This is a genomic window from Microbacterium sp. 13-71-7, assembly GCF_002257455.1.
Taxonomy (GTDB): domain Bacteria; phylum Actinomycetota; class Actinomycetes; order Actinomycetales; family Microbacteriaceae; genus Microbacterium.
The window spans coordinates 1-16,056 of the sequence record NZ_NCKN01000081.1; the positions used below are offsets into that span (position 1 = coordinate 1).

Consider the following 16,056-nt stretch of genomic DNA (forward strand, 5'->3'; position numbering starts at 1 on the left):
GGACCTCCCCGGTGTCCGCTACAAGATCGTCCGCGGCGCCCTGGACACCCAGGCCGTCAAGAACCGTAAGCAGGCTCGTTCCCGCTACGGCGCGAAGAAGGGTTGAGTTAGATGCCTCGTAAGGGCCCCGCCCCCAAGCGCCCCGTTGTCAACGACCCGGTCTACGGTGCTCCGATCGTGACCTCGCTGGTGAACAAGATCCTGGTCGACGGCAAGAAGTCCCTCGCCGAGTCGATCGTCTACGGCGCCCTCTCGGGCGTCGAGGCGAAGAACGGTCAGGACGCCGTCGCCACCCTGAAGAAGGCGCTCGACAACGTGCGCCCGACCCTCGAGGTCCGCAGCCGCCGCGTCGGTGGCTCGACCTACCAGGTCCCGGTCGAGGTGAAGCCGCACCGCGCGAACACCCTCGCCCTCCGCTGGCTCGTCAGCTACGCCAAGAGCCGTCGTGAGAAGACCATGACCGAGCGTCTCCAGAACGAGATCCTGGACGCCTCGAACGGCCTGGGTGCCGCGGTCAAGCGCCGCGAGGACACTCACAAGATGGCCGAGTCGAACCGCGCCTTCGCGCACTACCGCTGGTAAGAACCAGTCGGGCCGGGATCGGATCCGGCTGCTGAGCTCGTCGAAGCACAGGATCCGGTCCCGGCACCCCACACTTTCCTTCGTCGCGTGACGACAGCAAGAAGATAAGGACACCCCCGTGGCACAAGAAGTGCTCACCGACCTGAGCAAGGTCCGCAACATCGGTATCATGGCGCACATCGATGCCGGTAAGACCACGACGACCGAGCGCATCCTGTTCTACACGGGTGTGAACCACAAGATCGGCGAGACCCACGACGGCGCCTCGACGACCGACTGGATGGAGCAGGAGAAGGAGCGCGGCATCACGATCACGTCTGCCGCCGTGACCTGCTACTGGAACAAGAACCAGATCAACATCATCGACACCCCCGGTCACGTGGACTTCACGGTCGAGGTGGAGCGCTCGCTCCGCGTCCTCGACGGCGCGGTCGCCGTGTTCGACGGCAAGGAGGGCGTCGAGCCCCAGTCCGAGACCGTGTGGCGTCAGGCCGACAAGTACAACGTCCCGCGCATCTGCTTCGTCAACAAGATGGACAAGCTGGGCGCCGACTTCTACTACACGGTCGACACCATCGTGAACCGCCTGGGCGCCAAGCCCCTCGTGCTGCAGCTCCCGATCGGCTCCGAGAGCAGCTTCGTCGGCGTCGTCGACCTCATCGAGATGCGCGCGCTCGTCTGGGCCGGCGACTCGAAGGGTGACGTCACCATGGGCGCCTCCTACGAGGTGCAGGAGATCCCGGCCGACCTCAAGGACAAGGCCGAGGAGTACCGTCAGGCACTGCTCGAGACCGTCGCCGAGAGCGATGACGTGCTGCTCGAGAAGTTCTTCGGCGGCGAGGAGCTCACCGTCGCCGAGATCAAGGGCGCGATCCGCAAGATGACCGTCGCCTCCGAGATCTACCCGGTGCTGTGCGGTTCGGCGTTCAAGAACCGCGGCGTCCAGCCGATGCTCGACGCCGTCATCGACTACCTCCCGAACCCGCTCGACGTGGGTTCGATCGAGGCGCACGACCCCAAGGACTACGACACGATCATCGAGCGTCACCCCGACGCGAAGGACCCGTTCGCGGCCCTCGCGTTCAAGGTCGCCGTGCACCCGTTCTTCGGTCGCCTCACCTACGTGCGCGTCTACTCGGGACACCTCGACTCCGGTGCCCAGGTCGTCAACTCGACCAAGGGCAAGAAGGAGCGCATCGGGAAGATCTTCCAGATGCACGCCAACAAGGAGATCCCGGTCTCCGCGGTCACCGCGGGCAACATCTACGCGGTCATCGGTCTGAAGGACACCACCACGGGTGACACCCTCACCGACCCGACCTCGCCGGTGGTCCTCGAGTCGATGACCTTCCCGGAGCCCGTCATCGAGGTCGCGATCGAGCCGAAGACCAAGGCCGACCAGGAGAAGCTGGGTGTCGCCATCCAGAAGCTCGCCGAAGAGGACCCGACGTTCCGCACGGAGCTCAACCCCGAGACCGGTCAGACGACCATCAAGGGCATGGGCGAGCTGCACCTGGACATCCTCGTCGACCGCATGAAGCGCGAGTTCAACGTCGAGGCCAACGTCGGCAAGCCGCAGGTGGCGTACCGCGAGACGATCAAGAAGGCCGTCGAGAAGTACGACTACACGCACAAGAAGCAGACCGGTGGTTCTGGTCAGTTCGCGAAGATCCAGTTCACGATCGAGCCCCTCGATCTCGCTGCCGAGAAGTCGTACGAGTTCGAGAACGCCGTGACCGGTGGCCGCGTGCCGCGCGAGTACATCGGATCCATCGACGCCGGTTTCCAGGACGCGATGAACGTCGGCGTCCTGGCCGGCTACCCGATGGTCGGGGTCAAGGCGATCCTGACCGACGGTGCCGCGCACGACGTCGACTCCTCGGAGATGGCGTTCAAGATCGCCGGATCGATGGGCTTCAAGGAGGCCGCGCGCCGCGCGAACCCCGTGTTGCTCGAGCCGCTGATGGCCGTCGAGGTCCGTACTCCCGAGGAGTACATGGGCGACGTCATCGGCGACCTGAACTCGCGTCGTGGCCAGATCCAGTCGATGGAGGACGCCCAGGGCGTCAAGGTCGTCCGCGCCTCGGTCCCGCTGTCCGAGATGTTCGGCTACATCGGCGACCTGCGCTCGAAGACCTCCGGCCGTGCCGTCTACTCCATGGAGTTCGACAGCTACGCCGAGGTCCCGCGCGCCGTCGCCGACGAGATCATCCAGAAGACCAAGGGCGAGTAAGCCCTAGGAGCCTGGCGGATCCGGGGCCCCGGCCGCGGATCCGCCAGGCACTCAGACAACTTCACATCGTCTCTCTACTAAACTGAGAATCAAACCCGTAGGAAAGCGGTCACAATCCAGTGCCCGGTGCCCCTACATGACGTCCTGAGGAGGACCCAGTGGCTAAGGCCAAGTTCGAGCGGACCAAGCCGCACGTGAACATCGGAACGATCGGTCACGTCGACCACGGCAAGACCACGCTCACCGCTGCGATCTCGAAGGTGCTCGCCGACAAGTTCCCGTCGGCCACCAACGTTCAGCGCGACTTCGCGTCGATCGACTCCGCTCCCGAGGAGCGTCAGCGCGGTATCACGATCAACATCTCGCACGTCGAGTACGAGACCCCGAAGCGTCACTACGCTCACGTCGACGCGCCCGGTCACGCCGACTACATCAAGAACATGATCACCGGTGCGGCTCAGATGGACGGCGCGATCCTCGTGGTCGCCGCCACCGACGGCCCGATGGCGCAGACCCGTGAGCACGTGCTGCTCGCCAAGCAGGTCGGCGTGCCGTACCTGCTGGTCGCGCTGAACAAGGCCGACATGGTCGACGACGAGGAGATCCTGGAGCTCGTCGAGCTCGAGGTCTCCGAGCTGCTCGCCAGCCAGGGCTTCGCCGAGGACGCGCCGGTCGTGCGCGTCTCCGGTCTGAAGGCCCTCGAGGGTGACGAGAAGTGGACGCAGTCGATCCTCGACCTGATGGAGGCCGTCGACAACTCGATCCCGGACCCCATCCGCGACAAGGACAAGCCGTTCCTGATGCCGATCGAGGACGTCTTCACGATCACCGGTCGTGGCACGGTCGTCACCGGTCGCGCCGAGCGCGGCACCCTCGCGATCAACTCCGAGGTCGAGATCGTCGGCATCCGCCCGACGCAGAAGACCACGGTCACGGGTATCGAGATGTTCCACAAGCAGCTCGACGAGGCATGGGCCGGCGAGAACTGCGGTCTTCTCCTCCGTGGCACCAAGCGCGAGGACGTCGAGCGCGGCCAGGTCGTGGTGAAGCCGGGTTCCATCACCCCGCACACCAACTTCGAGGGCACCGCGTACATCCTGTCCAAGGACGAGGGTGGTCGCCACAACCCCTTCTACACGAACTACCGCCCGCAGTTCTACTTCCGTACCACCGACGTCACCGGCGTCATCTCGCTGCCCGAGGGCACCGAGATGGTCATGCCCGGTGACACCACCGACATGTCGGTCGAGCTGATCCAGCCGATCGCCATGGAGGAGGGCCTCGGCTTCGCGATCCGTGAGGGTGGCCGCACCGTCGGCGCCGGCACGGTCACGAAGATCGTCAAGTAAGCATCTGCTTCCACGCAAAGGGGTCGAGCCTTCGGGCTCGGCCCCTTTGTCGTACCCGTGACGCGCGGCGTCACCTCGCGGGAAAGTGCTTCCGTTCGCGCTCGGGCGCGGGCAGAATGGCCACGTGCGGGCCGATCGCCGGTCCGATCTAGGGAGGGGAACCCCATGGGTCTCGAAGACGCCATCAACGACGCCGTGAACAAGGGCAAGGAGTTCATCGAGCAGAACAAGGACAAGATCGACGAGGTCCTGCACAGCGAGCAGGCCGAGGGCATCAGCGACAACATCCTCGGTGGCGCCGCGGATCTCGCCAAGAAGGTCGCGCCGGGGGCTGCCGAGCAGATCGACGGCGTCCGCGACAACCTCGACAAGGCCGTGGGCACCGAGTGACCTCGGACTGACGTCTTCCGAAGGGCGGAGCGCCGCGGCGCTCCGCCCTTCGTCGTCTCCGCATGCCGTGATCTCGCACGATGCGTCGGCCGATTTGGTCTTTCGCGGGGGCATGCCGTAGCGTCATCAGTGGATTCATCGTCTACGCACGGGAAACGCACCTGATCACTGGGGTCTGGTTGTCAGCCCGCGCAGGACGGGATCCGCGGCTCACACGGGGAGTGGGAGCCGCAGGGGACTCACGGGAAATGGGTTCCCGAACATCGGGCCGGGGGACGGTCCGCTGGGGAGAAGAGAGCCGAGCGATCGGCTCTCGTGAAGGACGTTTCGCGGGGAGCGAGACGACCTTCGTTGTGGCTGGGGAGCACAATGAGGACTGGGGAGTACTTTGCGCGCGCCGTCGTGGCGCTGGGTCTGAGCATCGGACTCGCGTTCGTCGCGACTCCGGCGGCGCAGGCGGCGATCGCACCTGCTGCGGCACCGGCCGCCGCACCCGCGTCGACGTCGGTGTCCTCGGTCCGCTCCGCGATCGCCGGGCCGCTCGCCGCCCGCGTCGCACCGAGCGCCACCGCCGGCCTCGTCTGTGCGACGGGCACGTTCTACGCCGTCTCCGGGACCGGGCAGCTGCAGCGCGTCTCGAACGGCGTCGTCTCCAACGTCGGACCGGCCGCCTCCGGTGTCTCGTCGTTCAACGGCCTCGGCATCGGCGCGAACGGCGCCACCGCCCTCGCCTACGAGCGTACGAACAACTCCCGCACCGCGACCATCTGGTACTTCGACGGATCCGCGTGGAAGTCCACGGGGGACACGTACACGACCGCCGCATCCCTCGTCGCCGGCGCGGTCGACCTGAAGACCGGCGACTTCTTCTTCGGCGGCTTCTCCGGCGGCAGCTTCTACATCTACCGCTATGTGCCCGGCACCGGCGCGTTCTCGCTGGTCGGCACGATCGACACGTCCGCCGCGGGAGGCACCAACGGCGACATGGCGTTCGACGCGAGCGGCAACCTGTACGTCGCGGGCAGCGCCACGACCACTTCCGTCTACTCGGTCACCGCGGCCTCGATCGCGGGAGGCACGGGCGGACAGCTTCCCGCGTCGCAGTCGTTCTCCTTCGCCCCCTCCGGGTTCGCCGGCATCAACGGCATGGCGTTCAACACCACGGGTTCGATGTACCTCGGAAACGGCAACACCGTCCGCGAGTACAACGCGTCGACGGGCGCTCAGATCGGCGGCAACGTGACGTCGAGCCTGAGCAGCACCGACCTCGCGAGCTGCAACTCGCCGGCGAACCTCACGGTCAAGAAGAACGTCGTCGCCCGCGCTCATGTCGGCGACCAGTTCCGCCTCTCCGTCAAGAGCGGGACGACCGAGTCCGGCACCGCCACCACGTCGGGCGCCTCGAACGGCGTGCAGGTCGCCCAGGTCGGCCCGATCCCGGTGATCCAGAACGGCGTCTACTCCGTGTCCGAGACGATCGCGGCCGGATCCCCCGGCACGCTCTCCGACTACGCGAGCTCGACCGTCTGCGTCGACGAGACCGGTGCGGCCGTGCCGACGAACGCCGCGGGTCAGCTCACGATCCCGAACCGCTCCGGCGCGAGCGTCGAGTGCACCATCACCAACTCGCCGCTGCTCGCGACCGTCGCCGTGCACAAGACCGTGCTCGACATCACCGGGAACAACCCGGCGCCCGGTGCGGGCTGGACCCTCGGCGCGGCGACGACCGCGACCGCCGGAACCGCCACGTCCACGCCGTCCGCGGCGACGCAGACCACCCCGGCCTCGGGTGACGTGAACTGGACCGTCGCGTTCGACAAGCAGACCTCGCGGGCGACCGTGAAGGTGTCCGAGACCCAGAAGGCGGGATGGGACTTCGTCAGCGGCAGCTGCGTCGTCACCCCGCTGTCCGGCTCGCCGCGCACCGTGACCCTGCCCGGAGCCGCGGGCGCCGACGTCACAGGGGTCGCCCCGGGCGACGCGGTGGCGTGCACGATCACGAACAAGCCCTCGGCGGCCGCGCTCACGCTGAAGAAGCAGGTCGACAACACGTACGGCGGCGGCTCGGTCGTCTCCGACTGGACCCTCACCGCGACCGGCGCGAAGACCATCACGGGCAAGACCGGCGACCCGAGCGTGACCGCCGCGGTCGTCGCGCCCGGCACCTACGCGCTCACCGAGAGCGGCAGCCCGGCGGGCTACGCGGCGGGCGCCTGGACCTGCACCGGCGCGACGGTGAGCGGATCCTCCGTGACCGTGGCGGCCAACGCGAACGCGGTGTGCACGATCACGAACGCGAGCAAGCCCGGATCCGTCGTCTGGACCAAGACGTCCAAGAACACCGGCGGCCAGCTCGCCGGATCCGAATGGACCCTCACCGGCCCGGGCCTGCCCGCACAGGGCGTCGTCGTCAAGGACTGCACGGCGGGTCCCTGCACCGGTCCCGACCAGGATCCGGCGCCCGGCGCCTTCCGCCTGGAAAAGCTCGCGTGGGGGACCTACACCGCCAAGGAGACGCTGGCCCCCGCGGGCTACATCGCGGCGGGATCCTTCACCTTCACCGTGAACGCGGCCAACGCGGGCACGACGCTGAACATCGGCGCTCAGCAGAACGAGCAGCAGGCCGGCGCCGTGCTCCCGCTGACCGGCGGTCTCGGCAGCGACGCCTTCCTCCTCGGCGGCGGCGCCCTCCTCTTCTCCGCGCTGGCGGTCCTCGGAGTCCTGCGACTCCGCCGGAACGCGCGCCGAGCCTCCTGACGCACCACCCACCTCACCGACAGCAGGACAACTGTCGGCCGGCGGGTGCCGGTCGACGAACGACAAAGAAAGCAGGAACGGCAATGACCACCAGGTCTCTCGGGCTGCGCAAGATCGCAGCCGGCCTCGGAGTCGCGGCTCTCGCCGCGCTCGGCGCCCTCGCAGTGTCGCCGGCCGCGAACGCCGCCGACACCCTGAGCCCCTCGAACATCACGGGGAGCACGGGCACCCTGACCATCCACAAGCACGCCGGCGACCCCGGTGCGGCGGGCGACGGCACCCAGATCACGGACGCCGCCAAGCTCGCCGCGCTCGGCAAGGGCCTCGAGGGTGTCCAGTTCAGCGTCCAGCGCGTGAGTTCGAACGGCACGCCGATCGACCTCACCACCGCCGCGGGCTGGGACCAGGCGAAGACCGCGACCCCGGCGAACGTCTCCTCGGCGCCGTTCTCGGTCGCCGCCGGCACCACCGCGACCACGGACGCGACCGGTCAGGCCGTCGTCTCGAACCTGCCGTACGGCCTGTACCTCGTCACGGAGACCAGCCCGGGTGCGAACCCGATCGTCTCGCCGGTGCAGCCGTTCCTCGTGTCGGTCCCGTACCCGAACCAGGGCGCGTGGCTGTACAACGTGCACGTCTACCCGAAGAACAAGCTGAACAACACGGAGCCGACCAAGACGGTCGCCGACCCGAAGGCGCCCGTGCTGGGCTCGCAGATCGTCTGGACGGTCAACGCGCCGATCCCCGCCCTCGCCGCCGGTGACACCTACCGCAGCTTCTCCATCACCGACAACCTCGACGCGCGGCTGACCTACGTCGGCGCGGTCGTCAAGGTCGACGGCACCACCCTGACCGAGGGCACCGACTACACCGTCTCGGGCAACACCGTGATCACCTTCACCGCGACCGGCCTCGGCAAGCTCGCCGGCAAGACCGCCGTGACCGCGGACATCACCACGACCGTGACGTCGCTCGGCGCCGACGGCCAGATCCTGAACACCGCCGTCGTCAACACCAACGGCTCCGACCGCACCACCAACACGCCGCAGACCAACTGGGGCGCGCTGAAGGTCGTCAAGCAGGACGCCACGACGAAGAACACCCTCAAGGGCGCGATCTTCGAGGTGTACGACGCCAAGAACGGCACGAAGGTCGCCGGCCCGTTCACCACGAACGACGCCGGAGAGATCCTCGTCGACGGCCTGTGGGTCGGCAATAACGACGTGAAGAGCAAGGACTACTGGCTCAAGGAGACCCAGGCGCCGGCCGGCTACGTGCTGCCCGCCGACCCGTGGACCCAGGTCACCGTCACCGCCGCGGGCTCCGCGACGCCGACGGCCCTCGCGATCTCGAACACCCAGCAGCAGGGCCCGAACCTGCCGCTGACCGGTGGTGCGGGCAGCGCCCTGTTCGCGATCGTCGGTGGCGCCCTGGTCGCCGCCGGACTCGGCACCATCGTGGTGCGTCGCGTGCGCGCACGTCGTCACTGATGACAGGTCCGTCAGCGGTCGCCCTCGGGGGTGACCGCTGACGGACAGGAGGAGGGCGGGGCGAGTCCCCGCCCTCCTCCCTGCTTCGGCGGACGACAGGTCCGGCCCGAAGCCTCTCCGTCCCGGATCCGGGACCCGTTCCGACCCGCACCTCGAGGAGGGCGCCATGACGCAGACCGCACCACTGCGACGTCGCGACATGCGAGCGACCCCGCGCCCTCGCTGGCGGATGCCCTGGGGCACCGCGATCCTCGCGGCCATCGCGTTCGCCGGACTCCTCCTTCTGATGTATCCCACGGTCGCGAGCTGGTGGTCGCAGTACAACCAGTCCCAGCTCATCGTCAAGGTCGACTCCGAGGTCGGCGGCTCTGGGCCCGACGCCCGTGAGAAGGCCCTCGAGCAGGCGAGGGCCTACAACAAGGCGCTCGTCGGAGGCGCTCTGCTCGGAGCCGGATCCCGTGTGCCGACCAGCACGGCGGGGGCTCCGGGGTTCGACTACCCGAGCCTGCTCCGCGCCGACGCGGACGGCGTCATGGCACGGCTGCGCGTCCCCTCGATCGGCGTCGATCTGCCGATCTACCACGGCACCTCCGACGCGACCCTGACCAAGGGCGTCGGTCATCTCGAGGGCACATCCCTTCCGATCGGGGGCGCCGACCAGCACTCCGTGCTCACCGCCCACCGCGGACTCGCCGGCGCGACGCTCTTCGACAACCTCGACCAGGTCAAGATCGGCGACACCTTCACCGTCGAGGTGTTCGGCCAGGTCCTGACCTACCGGGTGCGCGACACCCAGGTGGTGCTCCCCGAGGACACCCAGACGCTGAGTCCGCAGGCGGGGGAGGACCTGGTCACGCTCGTCACGTGCACCCCGCTCGGCATCAACAGCCATCGGATCCTGGTCACGGGAGAGCGCGTGACGCCGACCCCGCAGAAGGACCTCGACGCCGCCGGCGCGACGCCGGACATCCCCGGATTCCCGTGGTGGGCGCCGATCATCGGCGGCTCGCTGATCGTGCTCATCGGCTTCGTCTGGGCGACGGGGCGGCCCCGCCGCGAGGCGGCCGAGGAGACCGCGGCGCACGAGGGCTGACACTGGTCGCCGCCGACACGCCGGACACGCCGTCGCGACACGCCCGAGTTTGCGACACGCCCGGGCTGCACGTAGACTATTGAGGTTCCACATTCCGGCGCGCGTCCCGATGCGCGCCGGATCACTGCCAGGGCAGTGCACAGACGGCGCCCTTCCTCCGGGAAGCGGTCGCAGGGATCTGGGCCGCGGGCAGCAGAACAGACAACCGACACCTCTTCACCGAGGCCCTGCCCTGTGCGGGGGTCGGCTTCCGCGGGTCGCAAGGCCCCGGGCTGACAGCAGAACAGTGGTGCGCCCCTTCGAGAGGCCTCGATCCGCAAGGATCCGGGTCAGGAGGAGGAGTGCGAAGGCGCAGAACGCGCCGTCGCGCGTCCAATGCCCCCGGACCACCGGGTCCGGGCAGGTAAGACGCTTAATGAGAGAGAGCAGACAATGGCGGGACAGAAGATCCGCATTCGCCTGAAGTCGTATGACCACGAGGTCATCGACACGTCGGCCCGCAAGATCGTCGACACCGTGACCCGTGCGGGCGCGACCGTCGTCGGCCCGGTGCCGCTTCCGACCGAGAAGAACGTCGTGTGCGTCATCCGGTCGCCCCACAAGTACAAGGACAGCCGCGAGCACTTCGAGATGCGCACCCACAAGCGTCTGATCGACATCGTCGACCCGACGCCGAAGGCCGTTGACTCGCTCATGCGTCTCGACCTTCCTGCTGACGTCAACATCGAGATCAAGCTGTAAGGGGATCACGATGGTCGACATCAACGCAAAGATTTCCAAGGGCCTGCTCGGCACCAAGCTCGGCATGACCCAGGTCTGGAACGAGAACGGCAAGCTGATCCCGGTCACCGTGATCGAGCTGGCCCCGAACGTGGTCACCCAGATCCGCACCCCCGAGAAGGACGGCTACAACGCCGTGCAGATCGCGGCCGGTCAGATCGACCCGCGCAAGGTCACGCAGCCCCTCGCCAAGCACTTCGAGGCCGCCGGGGTCACCCCGCGTCGCCACGTCACCGAGATCCGCACCGCGGACGCCGGCGACTACGCGCTCGGCCAGGAGCTCACCGTTGACGGCACCTTCGAGGCCGGCCAGCTGGTCGACGTCGTCGGCACCAGCAAGGGCAAGGGCTTCGCCGGTGTCATGAAGCGCCACAACTTCAAGGGTGTCTCCGCTTCCCACGGTTCGCACCGCAACCACCGCAAGCCCGGTTCCATCGGTGCTTCGTCGACCCCGAGCCGTGTCTTCAAGGGCATGCGCATGGCCGGTCGTATGGGTGGCGAGCGCGTGACCGTCCTCAACCTCACGGTGCACGCCGTCGACGCCGAGAAGGGTCTGCTGCTCGTCAAGGGCGCCGTCCCCGGTGCACGCGGCCGCATCGTCTACGTCCGCAACGCAGTGAAGGGTGCCTGAGTCCCATGGCTGACACCACTCTGACGCTCGACGTGTTCGCCGGCGGCAAGAAGACCGGTACGGTCGACGCCCCCGCCGCGATCTTCGACGCCAAGACCAACGTTCCGCTGATCCACCAGGTCGTCGTCGCGCAGCTCGCCGCGGCACGCCAGGGCACCCACTCGACCAAGCGTCGCGGTGAGGTCTCCGGTGCCGGTCGCAAGCCCTTCAAGCAGAAGGGCACGGGTAACGCCCGTCAGGGCTCCATCCGCGCGCCGCACATGACCGGTGGTGGCATCGTCCACGGCCCGAAGCCGCGCGACTACTCGCAGCGCACCCCCAAGAAGATGATCGCCGCCGCCCTCGTGGGTGCGCTGAGCGACCGCTTCCGCGGTGAGCGCCTGCACGTCGTCGAGTCCTTCGGCATCGAGGGCAAGCCGTCCACCAAGACGGCCGCCGCTTACCTGAAGGCGCTCCCGGGCAAGAACATCCTCGTGGTCATCGACCGCGAGGACGACCTCACCGCCCTGAGCGTCCGCAACCTGGTCTCCGTGCACGTGCTGTACGCCGACCAGCTGAACGCCTACGACGTGGTCAACTCCGACGACATCGTCTTCACCAAGGCGGCCTTCGACGCGTTCGTCGCGCAGAAGTCCGGCGCAACCGAGGAGGTCTCCGCATGAGCGACAACATCCTCGCCGCGGCTGCCAACAAGGACCCGCGCGACATCATCCTGAAGCCGGTCGTCTCCGAGAAGAGCTACGGCCTGATCGACGAGGGCAAGTACACCTTCCTGGTGGACCCCCGCGCCTCCAAGACCGAGATCAAGCTCGCCATCGAGAAGATCTTCGACGTCAAGGTCGCGAGCGTCAACACGATCAACCGCGTCGGCAAGGCTCGCCGCACCCGCTTCGGCACCGGCAAGCGCAAGGACACCAAGCGCGCGATCGTGGCCCTGAAGTCGGGCACCATCGACATCTTCACGGCAGTGAACTGACCGGGGGATAAGGACACAACATGGCTATTCGCAAGTACAAGCCCACGACCCCGGGTCGCCGCGGCTCGTCGGTGGCAGACTTCGCCGAGATCACCCGATCGACGCCGGAGAAGTCGCTGCTGCGCCCGCTGAGCAAGACCGGTGGCCGTAACAACCAGGGCCGCATCACGACCCGTCACATCGGTGGTGGCCACAAGCGCCAGTACCGCGTCATCGACTTCCGTCGCAATGACAAGGACGGCATCGACGCCAAGGTCGCTCACATCGAGTACGACCCCAACCGCACCGCGCGCATCGCGCTGCTGCACTACTTCGACGGCGAGAAGCGCTACATCATCGCGCCGAACAAGCTGAAGCAGGGCGACATCGTCGAGTCGGGTGCCGGCGCCGACATCAAGCCGGGCAACAACCTCCCGCTGAAGAACATCCCGACGGGTACCGTCATCCACGCCATCGAGCTCCGCCCCGGCGGCGGCGCGAAGATGGCCCGCTCGGCCGGCGTCTCCGTGCGCCTGGTCGCGAAGGACGGCCCCTACGCCCAGCTGCGTCTGCCCTCGGGCGAGATCCGCAACGTCGACGCGCGCTGCCGTGCGACGATCGGCGAGGTCGGCAACGCCGAGCAGTCCAACATCAACTGGGGCAAGGCCGGCCGCAAGCGCTGGTTGGGCGTTCGCCCGACCGTCCGCGGTGTCGCCATGAACCCGGTGGATCACCCGCACGGTGGTGGTGAGGGCAAGACGTCCGGTGGACGTCACCCCGTCTCCCCGTGGGGCCAGGCTGAGGGACGCACCCGTCACGCCAACAAGGAAAGCGACAAGTACATCGTGCGTCGCCGTAACGCTGGCAAGAAGCGCAAGTAGGAGTAAGAGAAGATGCCTCGCAGTCTTAAGAAGGGCCCCTTCGTCGACGAGCACCTGCTTCGCAAGGTGATCGTTCAGAACGATGCCGGTACCAAGAACGTCATCAAGACCTGGTCGCGCCGGTCGATGATCATCCCCGCCATGCTGGGACACACCATCGCCGTGCACGACGGACGCAAGCACATCCCCGTGTTCGTGTCCGAGACCATGGTCGGTCACAAGCTGGGCGAGTTCGCGCCCACCCGCACCTTCCGCGGCCACGAGAAGGACGACAAGAAGGGGCGGCGCCGCTAATGGTCGAATCCATCGCACGCGTGAAGCACATCCGCGTGACCCCGCAGAAGGCTCGTCGTGTCGTCGCCCTCATCAAGGGCAAGCAGGCGCAGGAAGCCCTCGCCATCCTGAAGTTCGCGCAGCAGAGCGCCTCCGAGCCGATCTACAAGCTCGTGCACTCCGCCATCGCCAACGCTCAGGTGAAGGCCGATCGCGACGGCGAGTTCCTCGATGAGCAGGATCTCTACATCAAGAACGCCTTCGTGGACGAGGGGACGACGCTCAAGCGTTTCCAGCCCCGCGCCCAGGGCCGCGCGTTCCAGATCAAGAAGCGCACGAGCCACATCACGGTCGTGCTGGCCACCCCTGAGGTCGCCAAGAACGAGAAGGCGAGCAAGTAATGGGACAGAAGGTAAACCCGTACGGCTTCCGCCTCGGCATCACCACGGACCACGTGTCCCGGTGGTTCTCTGACTCGACCAAGCCGGGTCAGCGCTACGCCGACTACGTCGCCGAGGACATCAAGATCCGCAAGCTCCTGCAGACGCAGCTCGACCGCGCCGGCGTGAGCAACATCGAGATCGAGCGCACCCGCGACCGCGTGCGTGTGGACATCCACACCGCTCGTCCGGGCATCGTCATCGGCCGCCGCGGCGCCGAGGCCGAGCGCATCCGCGGAGACCTCGAGAAGCTCACGGGCAAGCAGATCCAGCTGAACATCCTCGAGGTGAAGAACCCCGAGGCCGACGCTCAGCTCGTCGCCCAGGGCATCGCCGAGCAGCTCTCTGCTCGTGTCGCCTTCCGTCGCGCCATGCGCAAGGGCCTCCAGGGTGCCCAGCGCGCGGGTGCGAAGGGCATCCGGATCCAGGTCTCGGGCCGCCTCGGCGGCGCGGAGATGAGCCGGTCGGAGTTCTACCGCGAGGGTCGTGTGCCGCTGCACACGCTGCGCGCGAACATCGACTACGGCTTCTACGAGGCCAAGACCACCTTCGGCCGCATCGGCGTGAAGGTCTGGATCTACAAGGGCGACCTCACCAACAAGGAGCTTGCTCGCGAGCAGGCCAACGCACCGAAGTCCCGTCGTGACGACCGTGGTGGCGACCGCCGCCGTGGCCCGCGCAACGAGGCTCCCGTCGCAGAAGGAGCGTCTGCCTGATGCTTATCCCTCGTAAGGTCAAGTACCGCAAGCAGCATCACCCCAAGCGTGATGGTGCGGCCACCGGCGGCACGAAGGTCTCCTTCGGCGAGTTCGGCATCCAGGCCCTCACCCCCGCCTACGTGACCAACCGTCAGATCGAGTCCGCTCGTATCGCGATGACCCGTCACATCAAGCGTGGTGGAAAGGTGTGGATCAACATCTACCCCGACCGTCCGCTCACGAAGAAGCCTGCCGAGACCCGCATGGGTTCCGGTAAGGGTTCCCCCGAGTGGTGGGTCGCCAACGTCAAGCCGGGTCGCGTCCTGTTCGAGGTCGCGGGCGTCAGCGAGGAACTCGCTCGTGAAGCCCTGACCCGTGCCATTCACAAGCTGCCGCTCAAGGCACGCATCATCAAGCGCGAGGAGGGCGACGCGTAATGGCGATCGGCACCAAGGAGCTCGGTGTGACCGAGCTCGACACGTTCGAAGACCAGCGCCTCGTCGAGGAGCTGCGCAAGGCCAAGGAGGAGCTGTTCAACCTCCGTTTCCAGTCGGCCACCGGCCAGCTGGAGAGCCACGGCCGCATCCGCGCCGTCAAGCGCGACATCGCGCGCCTGTACACCGTGATCCGCGAGCGCGAGCTGGGCATCCGTGCGACGCCCGCTCCGGTCGAGGCTCCGGCCAAGAAGGCGTCCAAGGCAAAGGCGAAGAAGGCCGACGAGGCTGACGCGCCGAAGGAGGAGGCCGAGTAATGGCTGAGAAGAAGGCTGCTGCCGCTGAGGCAGAGGTCGTCTCGCACGACGTGCGCGACGCCGATGCTCGTGGCTACCGCAAGTCGCGCCGCGGCTACGTCGTCAGCGACAAGATGGACAAGACCATCGTCGTCGAGGTCGAGGACCGCGTGAAGCACCCGCTGTACGGCAAGGTCATCCGCCGTACGACGAAGGTCAAGGCGCACGACGAGAACAACGCCGCCGGCATCGGCGACCTCGTTCTCATCAACGAGACCCGCCCGCTGAGCGCCACGAAGCGCTGGCGTCTGGTGGAGATCCTGGAGAAGGCAAAGTGATCCAGACCGAGTCCCGACTCAAGGTCGCCGACAACACCGGCGCCAAGGAGCTGCTCACCATCCGCGTGCTCGGCGGCTCCAGCCGTCGCTACGCGGGCCTGGGCGACATCATCGTCGCCACGGTCAAGGACGCGATCCCCGGTGGGAACGTCAAGAAGGGCGACGTCGTCAAGGCGGTCATCGTCCGTACCAAGAAGCAGACCCGTCGTCCCGACGGTTCGTACATCAAGTTCGACGAGAACGCCGCCGTGATCCTGAAGAACGACGGGGAGCCCCGCGGCACCCGTATCTTCGGTCCGGTCGGCCGTGAGCTCCGTGACAAGAAGTTCATGAAGATCGTCTCGCTCGCCCCGGAGGTGCTGTAACTCATGGCGAACATCAAGAAGGGTGACCTGGTTCAGGTCATCTCCGGCCGCAAGCAGGAAAAGGGCGGCGA

Annotated in this window: 19 protein-coding genes and 1 pseudogene; all 20 read left to right on the plus strand. The window is 67.3% G+C overall.

Features of this window, described 5'->3' with window-relative positions; translation table 11 throughout:
• Nucleotides 1-106 (plus strand): annotated as a pseudogene (locus tag B7X32_RS09670) (30S ribosomal protein S12); the annotation flags it as partial.
• Between the two features lie 5 nt (nt 107-111).
• Nucleotides 112-582 (plus strand): 30S ribosomal protein S7, encoded by a 471-nt coding sequence (gene rpsG, locus B7X32_RS09675; RefSeq protein ID WP_045271034.1) that lies wholly within the window; start codon nt 112-114, stop codon nt 580-582.
• Between the two features lie 118 nt (nt 583-700).
• Nucleotides 701-2,815, plus strand: a complete 2,115-nt coding sequence (gene fusA / locus B7X32_RS09680) for an elongation factor G (RefSeq protein ID WP_292718948.1) — start codon at nt 701-703, stop codon at nt 2,813-2,815.
• Nucleotides 2,816-2,973: 158 nt separating this feature from the next.
• Nucleotides 2,974-4,164 (plus strand): elongation factor Tu, encoded by a 1,191-nt coding sequence (tuf, locus tag B7X32_RS09685; protein ID WP_292718950.1) that lies wholly within the window; start codon nt 2,974-2,976, stop codon nt 4,162-4,164.
• 165 nt (nt 4,165-4,329) lie between these two features.
• A complete protein-coding gene (locus B7X32_RS09690) occupies nt 4,330-4,554 on the plus strand; it encodes a hypothetical protein (RefSeq protein WP_292718951.1) in 225 nt (74 codons plus the stop codon).
• A 369-nt stretch (nt 4,555-4,923) separates the two neighbouring features.
• On the plus strand, nt 4,924-7,311 hold the full coding sequence (locus B7X32_RS09695; protein ID WP_292718952.1) for a SpaA isopeptide-forming pilin-related protein: 2,388 nt from the start codon (nt 4,924-4,926) through the stop codon (nt 7,309-7,311).
• Between the two features lie 83 nt (nt 7,312-7,394).
• Nucleotides 7,395-8,801 (plus strand): SpaH/EbpB family LPXTG-anchored major pilin, encoded by a 1,407-nt coding sequence (locus B7X32_RS09700; RefSeq protein ID WP_292718953.1) that lies wholly within the window; start codon nt 7,395-7,397, stop codon nt 8,799-8,801.
• A gap of 166 nt (nt 8,802-8,967) precedes the next feature.
• Nucleotides 8,968-9,894: a class C sortase gene (locus B7X32_RS09705; RefSeq protein ID WP_292718954.1), complete on the plus strand. Its 927-nt coding sequence runs from the start codon at nt 8,968-8,970 to the stop codon at nt 9,892-9,894.
• 432 nt (nt 9,895-10,326) lie between these two features.
• Nucleotides 10,327-10,635, plus strand: coding sequence for a 30S ribosomal protein S10 (gene rpsJ / locus B7X32_RS09710; RefSeq protein ID WP_017201594.1), 309 nt, complete (start codon nt 10,327-10,329; stop codon nt 10,633-10,635).
• A 10-nt stretch (nt 10,636-10,645) separates the two neighbouring features.
• Nucleotides 10,646-11,305: a 50S ribosomal protein L3 gene (rplC, locus tag B7X32_RS09715; RefSeq protein ID WP_045271040.1), complete on the plus strand. Its 660-nt coding sequence runs from the start codon at nt 10,646-10,648 to the stop codon at nt 11,303-11,305.
• Nucleotides 11,306-11,310: 5 nt separating this feature from the next.
• Complete coding sequence (gene rplD, locus B7X32_RS09720) at nt 11,311-11,967, plus strand: 50S ribosomal protein L4 (RefSeq protein WP_292718959.1); 657 nt, start codon at nt 11,311-11,313, stop codon at nt 11,965-11,967.
• On the plus strand, nt 11,964-12,281 hold the full coding sequence (gene rplW, locus B7X32_RS09725) for a 50S ribosomal protein L23 (protein ID WP_045249924.1): 318 nt from the start codon (nt 11,964-11,966) through the stop codon (nt 12,279-12,281). Before rplD ends, rplW begins: the two co-directional genes overlap by 4 nt.
• A gap of 20 nt (nt 12,282-12,301) precedes the next feature.
• Nucleotides 12,302-13,141, plus strand: a complete 840-nt coding sequence (gene rplB, locus B7X32_RS09730) for a 50S ribosomal protein L2 (protein ID WP_105686034.1) — start codon at nt 12,302-12,304, stop codon at nt 13,139-13,141.
• 12 nt (nt 13,142-13,153) lie between these two features.
• Nucleotides 13,154-13,435 carry a 30S ribosomal protein S19 gene (gene rpsS, locus B7X32_RS09735; RefSeq protein WP_045271043.1) on the plus strand — a complete coding sequence of 94 codons (282 nt, stop codon included), beginning with the start codon at nt 13,154-13,156 and terminating at the stop codon, nt 13,433-13,435.
• Nucleotides 13,435-13,815 carry a 50S ribosomal protein L22 gene (rplV, locus tag B7X32_RS09740; RefSeq protein ID WP_292718963.1) on the plus strand — a complete coding sequence of 127 codons (381 nt, stop codon included), beginning with the start codon at nt 13,435-13,437 and terminating at the stop codon, nt 13,813-13,815. Before rpsS ends, rplV begins: the two co-directional genes overlap by 1 nt.
• Nucleotides 13,815-14,570 (plus strand): 30S ribosomal protein S3, encoded by a 756-nt coding sequence (gene rpsC, locus B7X32_RS09745; protein WP_233312362.1) that lies wholly within the window; start codon nt 13,815-13,817, stop codon nt 14,568-14,570. Before rplV ends, rpsC begins: the two co-directional genes overlap by 1 nt.
• The gene (gene rplP, locus B7X32_RS09750; protein WP_045271046.1) at nt 14,570-14,989 is read left to right on the plus strand and encodes a 50S ribosomal protein L16; all 420 of its coding nucleotides are present in this window, start codon (nt 14,570-14,572) and stop codon (nt 14,987-14,989) included. Before rpsC ends, rplP begins: the two co-directional genes overlap by 1 nt.
• The gene (gene rpmC / locus B7X32_RS09755; protein WP_045271047.1) at nt 14,989-15,303 is read left to right on the plus strand and encodes a 50S ribosomal protein L29; all 315 of its coding nucleotides are present in this window, start codon (nt 14,989-14,991) and stop codon (nt 15,301-15,303) included. Before rplP ends, rpmC begins: the two co-directional genes overlap by 1 nt.
• On the plus strand, nt 15,303-15,620 hold the full coding sequence (gene rpsQ / locus B7X32_RS09760; RefSeq protein WP_052680074.1) for a 30S ribosomal protein S17: 318 nt from the start codon (nt 15,303-15,305) through the stop codon (nt 15,618-15,620). The genes rpmC and rpsQ overlap by 1 nt, the downstream gene beginning before the upstream one ends.
• A complete protein-coding gene (rplN, locus tag B7X32_RS09765; protein WP_045271048.1) occupies nt 15,617-15,985 on the plus strand; it encodes a 50S ribosomal protein L14 in 369 nt (122 codons plus the stop codon). Before rpsQ ends, rplN begins: the two co-directional genes overlap by 4 nt.
• Nucleotides 15,986-16,056: the final 71 nt, after the last annotated feature.

What these genes read in the sequence shown, in the direction of transcription:
- rpsG (WP_045271034.1), top strand. Translation starts at nt 112, where the DNA reads ATGCCTCGTAAGGGCCCCGCCCCCAAGCGCCCCGTTGTCAACGACCCG.
- B7X32_RS09690 (WP_292718951.1), top strand. Translation starts at nt 4,330, where the DNA reads ATGGGTCTCGAAGACGCCATCAACGACGCCGTGAACAAGGGCAAGGAG.
- B7X32_RS09695 (WP_292718952.1), top strand. Translation starts at nt 4,924, where the DNA reads ATGAGGACTGGGGAGTACTTTGCGCGCGCCGTCGTGGCGCTGGGTCTG.
- B7X32_RS09700 (WP_292718953.1), top strand. Translation starts at nt 7,395, where the DNA reads ATGACCACCAGGTCTCTCGGGCTGCGCAAGATCGCAGCCGGCCTCGGA.
- B7X32_RS09705 (WP_292718954.1), top strand. Translation starts at nt 8,968, where the DNA reads ATGACGCAGACCGCACCACTGCGACGTCGCGACATGCGAGCGACCCCG.
- rpsJ (WP_017201594.1), top strand. Translation starts at nt 10,327, where the DNA reads ATGGCGGGACAGAAGATCCGCATTCGCCTGAAGTCGTATGACCACGAG.
- rplC (WP_045271040.1), top strand. Translation starts at nt 10,646, where the DNA reads ATGGTCGACATCAACGCAAAGATTTCCAAGGGCCTGCTCGGCACCAAG.
- rplD (WP_292718959.1), top strand. Translation starts at nt 11,311, where the DNA reads ATGGCTGACACCACTCTGACGCTCGACGTGTTCGCCGGCGGCAAGAAG.
- rplW (WP_045249924.1), top strand. Translation starts at nt 11,964, where the DNA reads ATGAGCGACAACATCCTCGCCGCGGCTGCCAACAAGGACCCGCGCGAC.
- rplB (WP_105686034.1), top strand. Translation starts at nt 12,302, where the DNA reads ATGGCTATTCGCAAGTACAAGCCCACGACCCCGGGTCGCCGCGGCTCG.
- rpsS (WP_045271043.1), top strand. Translation starts at nt 13,154, where the DNA reads ATGCCTCGCAGTCTTAAGAAGGGCCCCTTCGTCGACGAGCACCTGCTT.
- rplV (WP_292718963.1), top strand. Translation starts at nt 13,435, where the DNA reads ATGGTCGAATCCATCGCACGCGTGAAGCACATCCGCGTGACCCCGCAG.
- rpsC (WP_233312362.1), top strand. Translation starts at nt 13,815, where the DNA reads ATGGGACAGAAGGTAAACCCGTACGGCTTCCGCCTCGGCATCACCACG.
- rplP (WP_045271046.1), top strand. Translation starts at nt 14,570, where the DNA reads ATGCTTATCCCTCGTAAGGTCAAGTACCGCAAGCAGCATCACCCCAAG.
- rpmC (WP_045271047.1), top strand. Translation starts at nt 14,989, where the DNA reads ATGGCGATCGGCACCAAGGAGCTCGGTGTGACCGAGCTCGACACGTTC.
- rpsQ (WP_052680074.1), top strand. Translation starts at nt 15,303, where the DNA reads ATGGCTGAGAAGAAGGCTGCTGCCGCTGAGGCAGAGGTCGTCTCGCAC.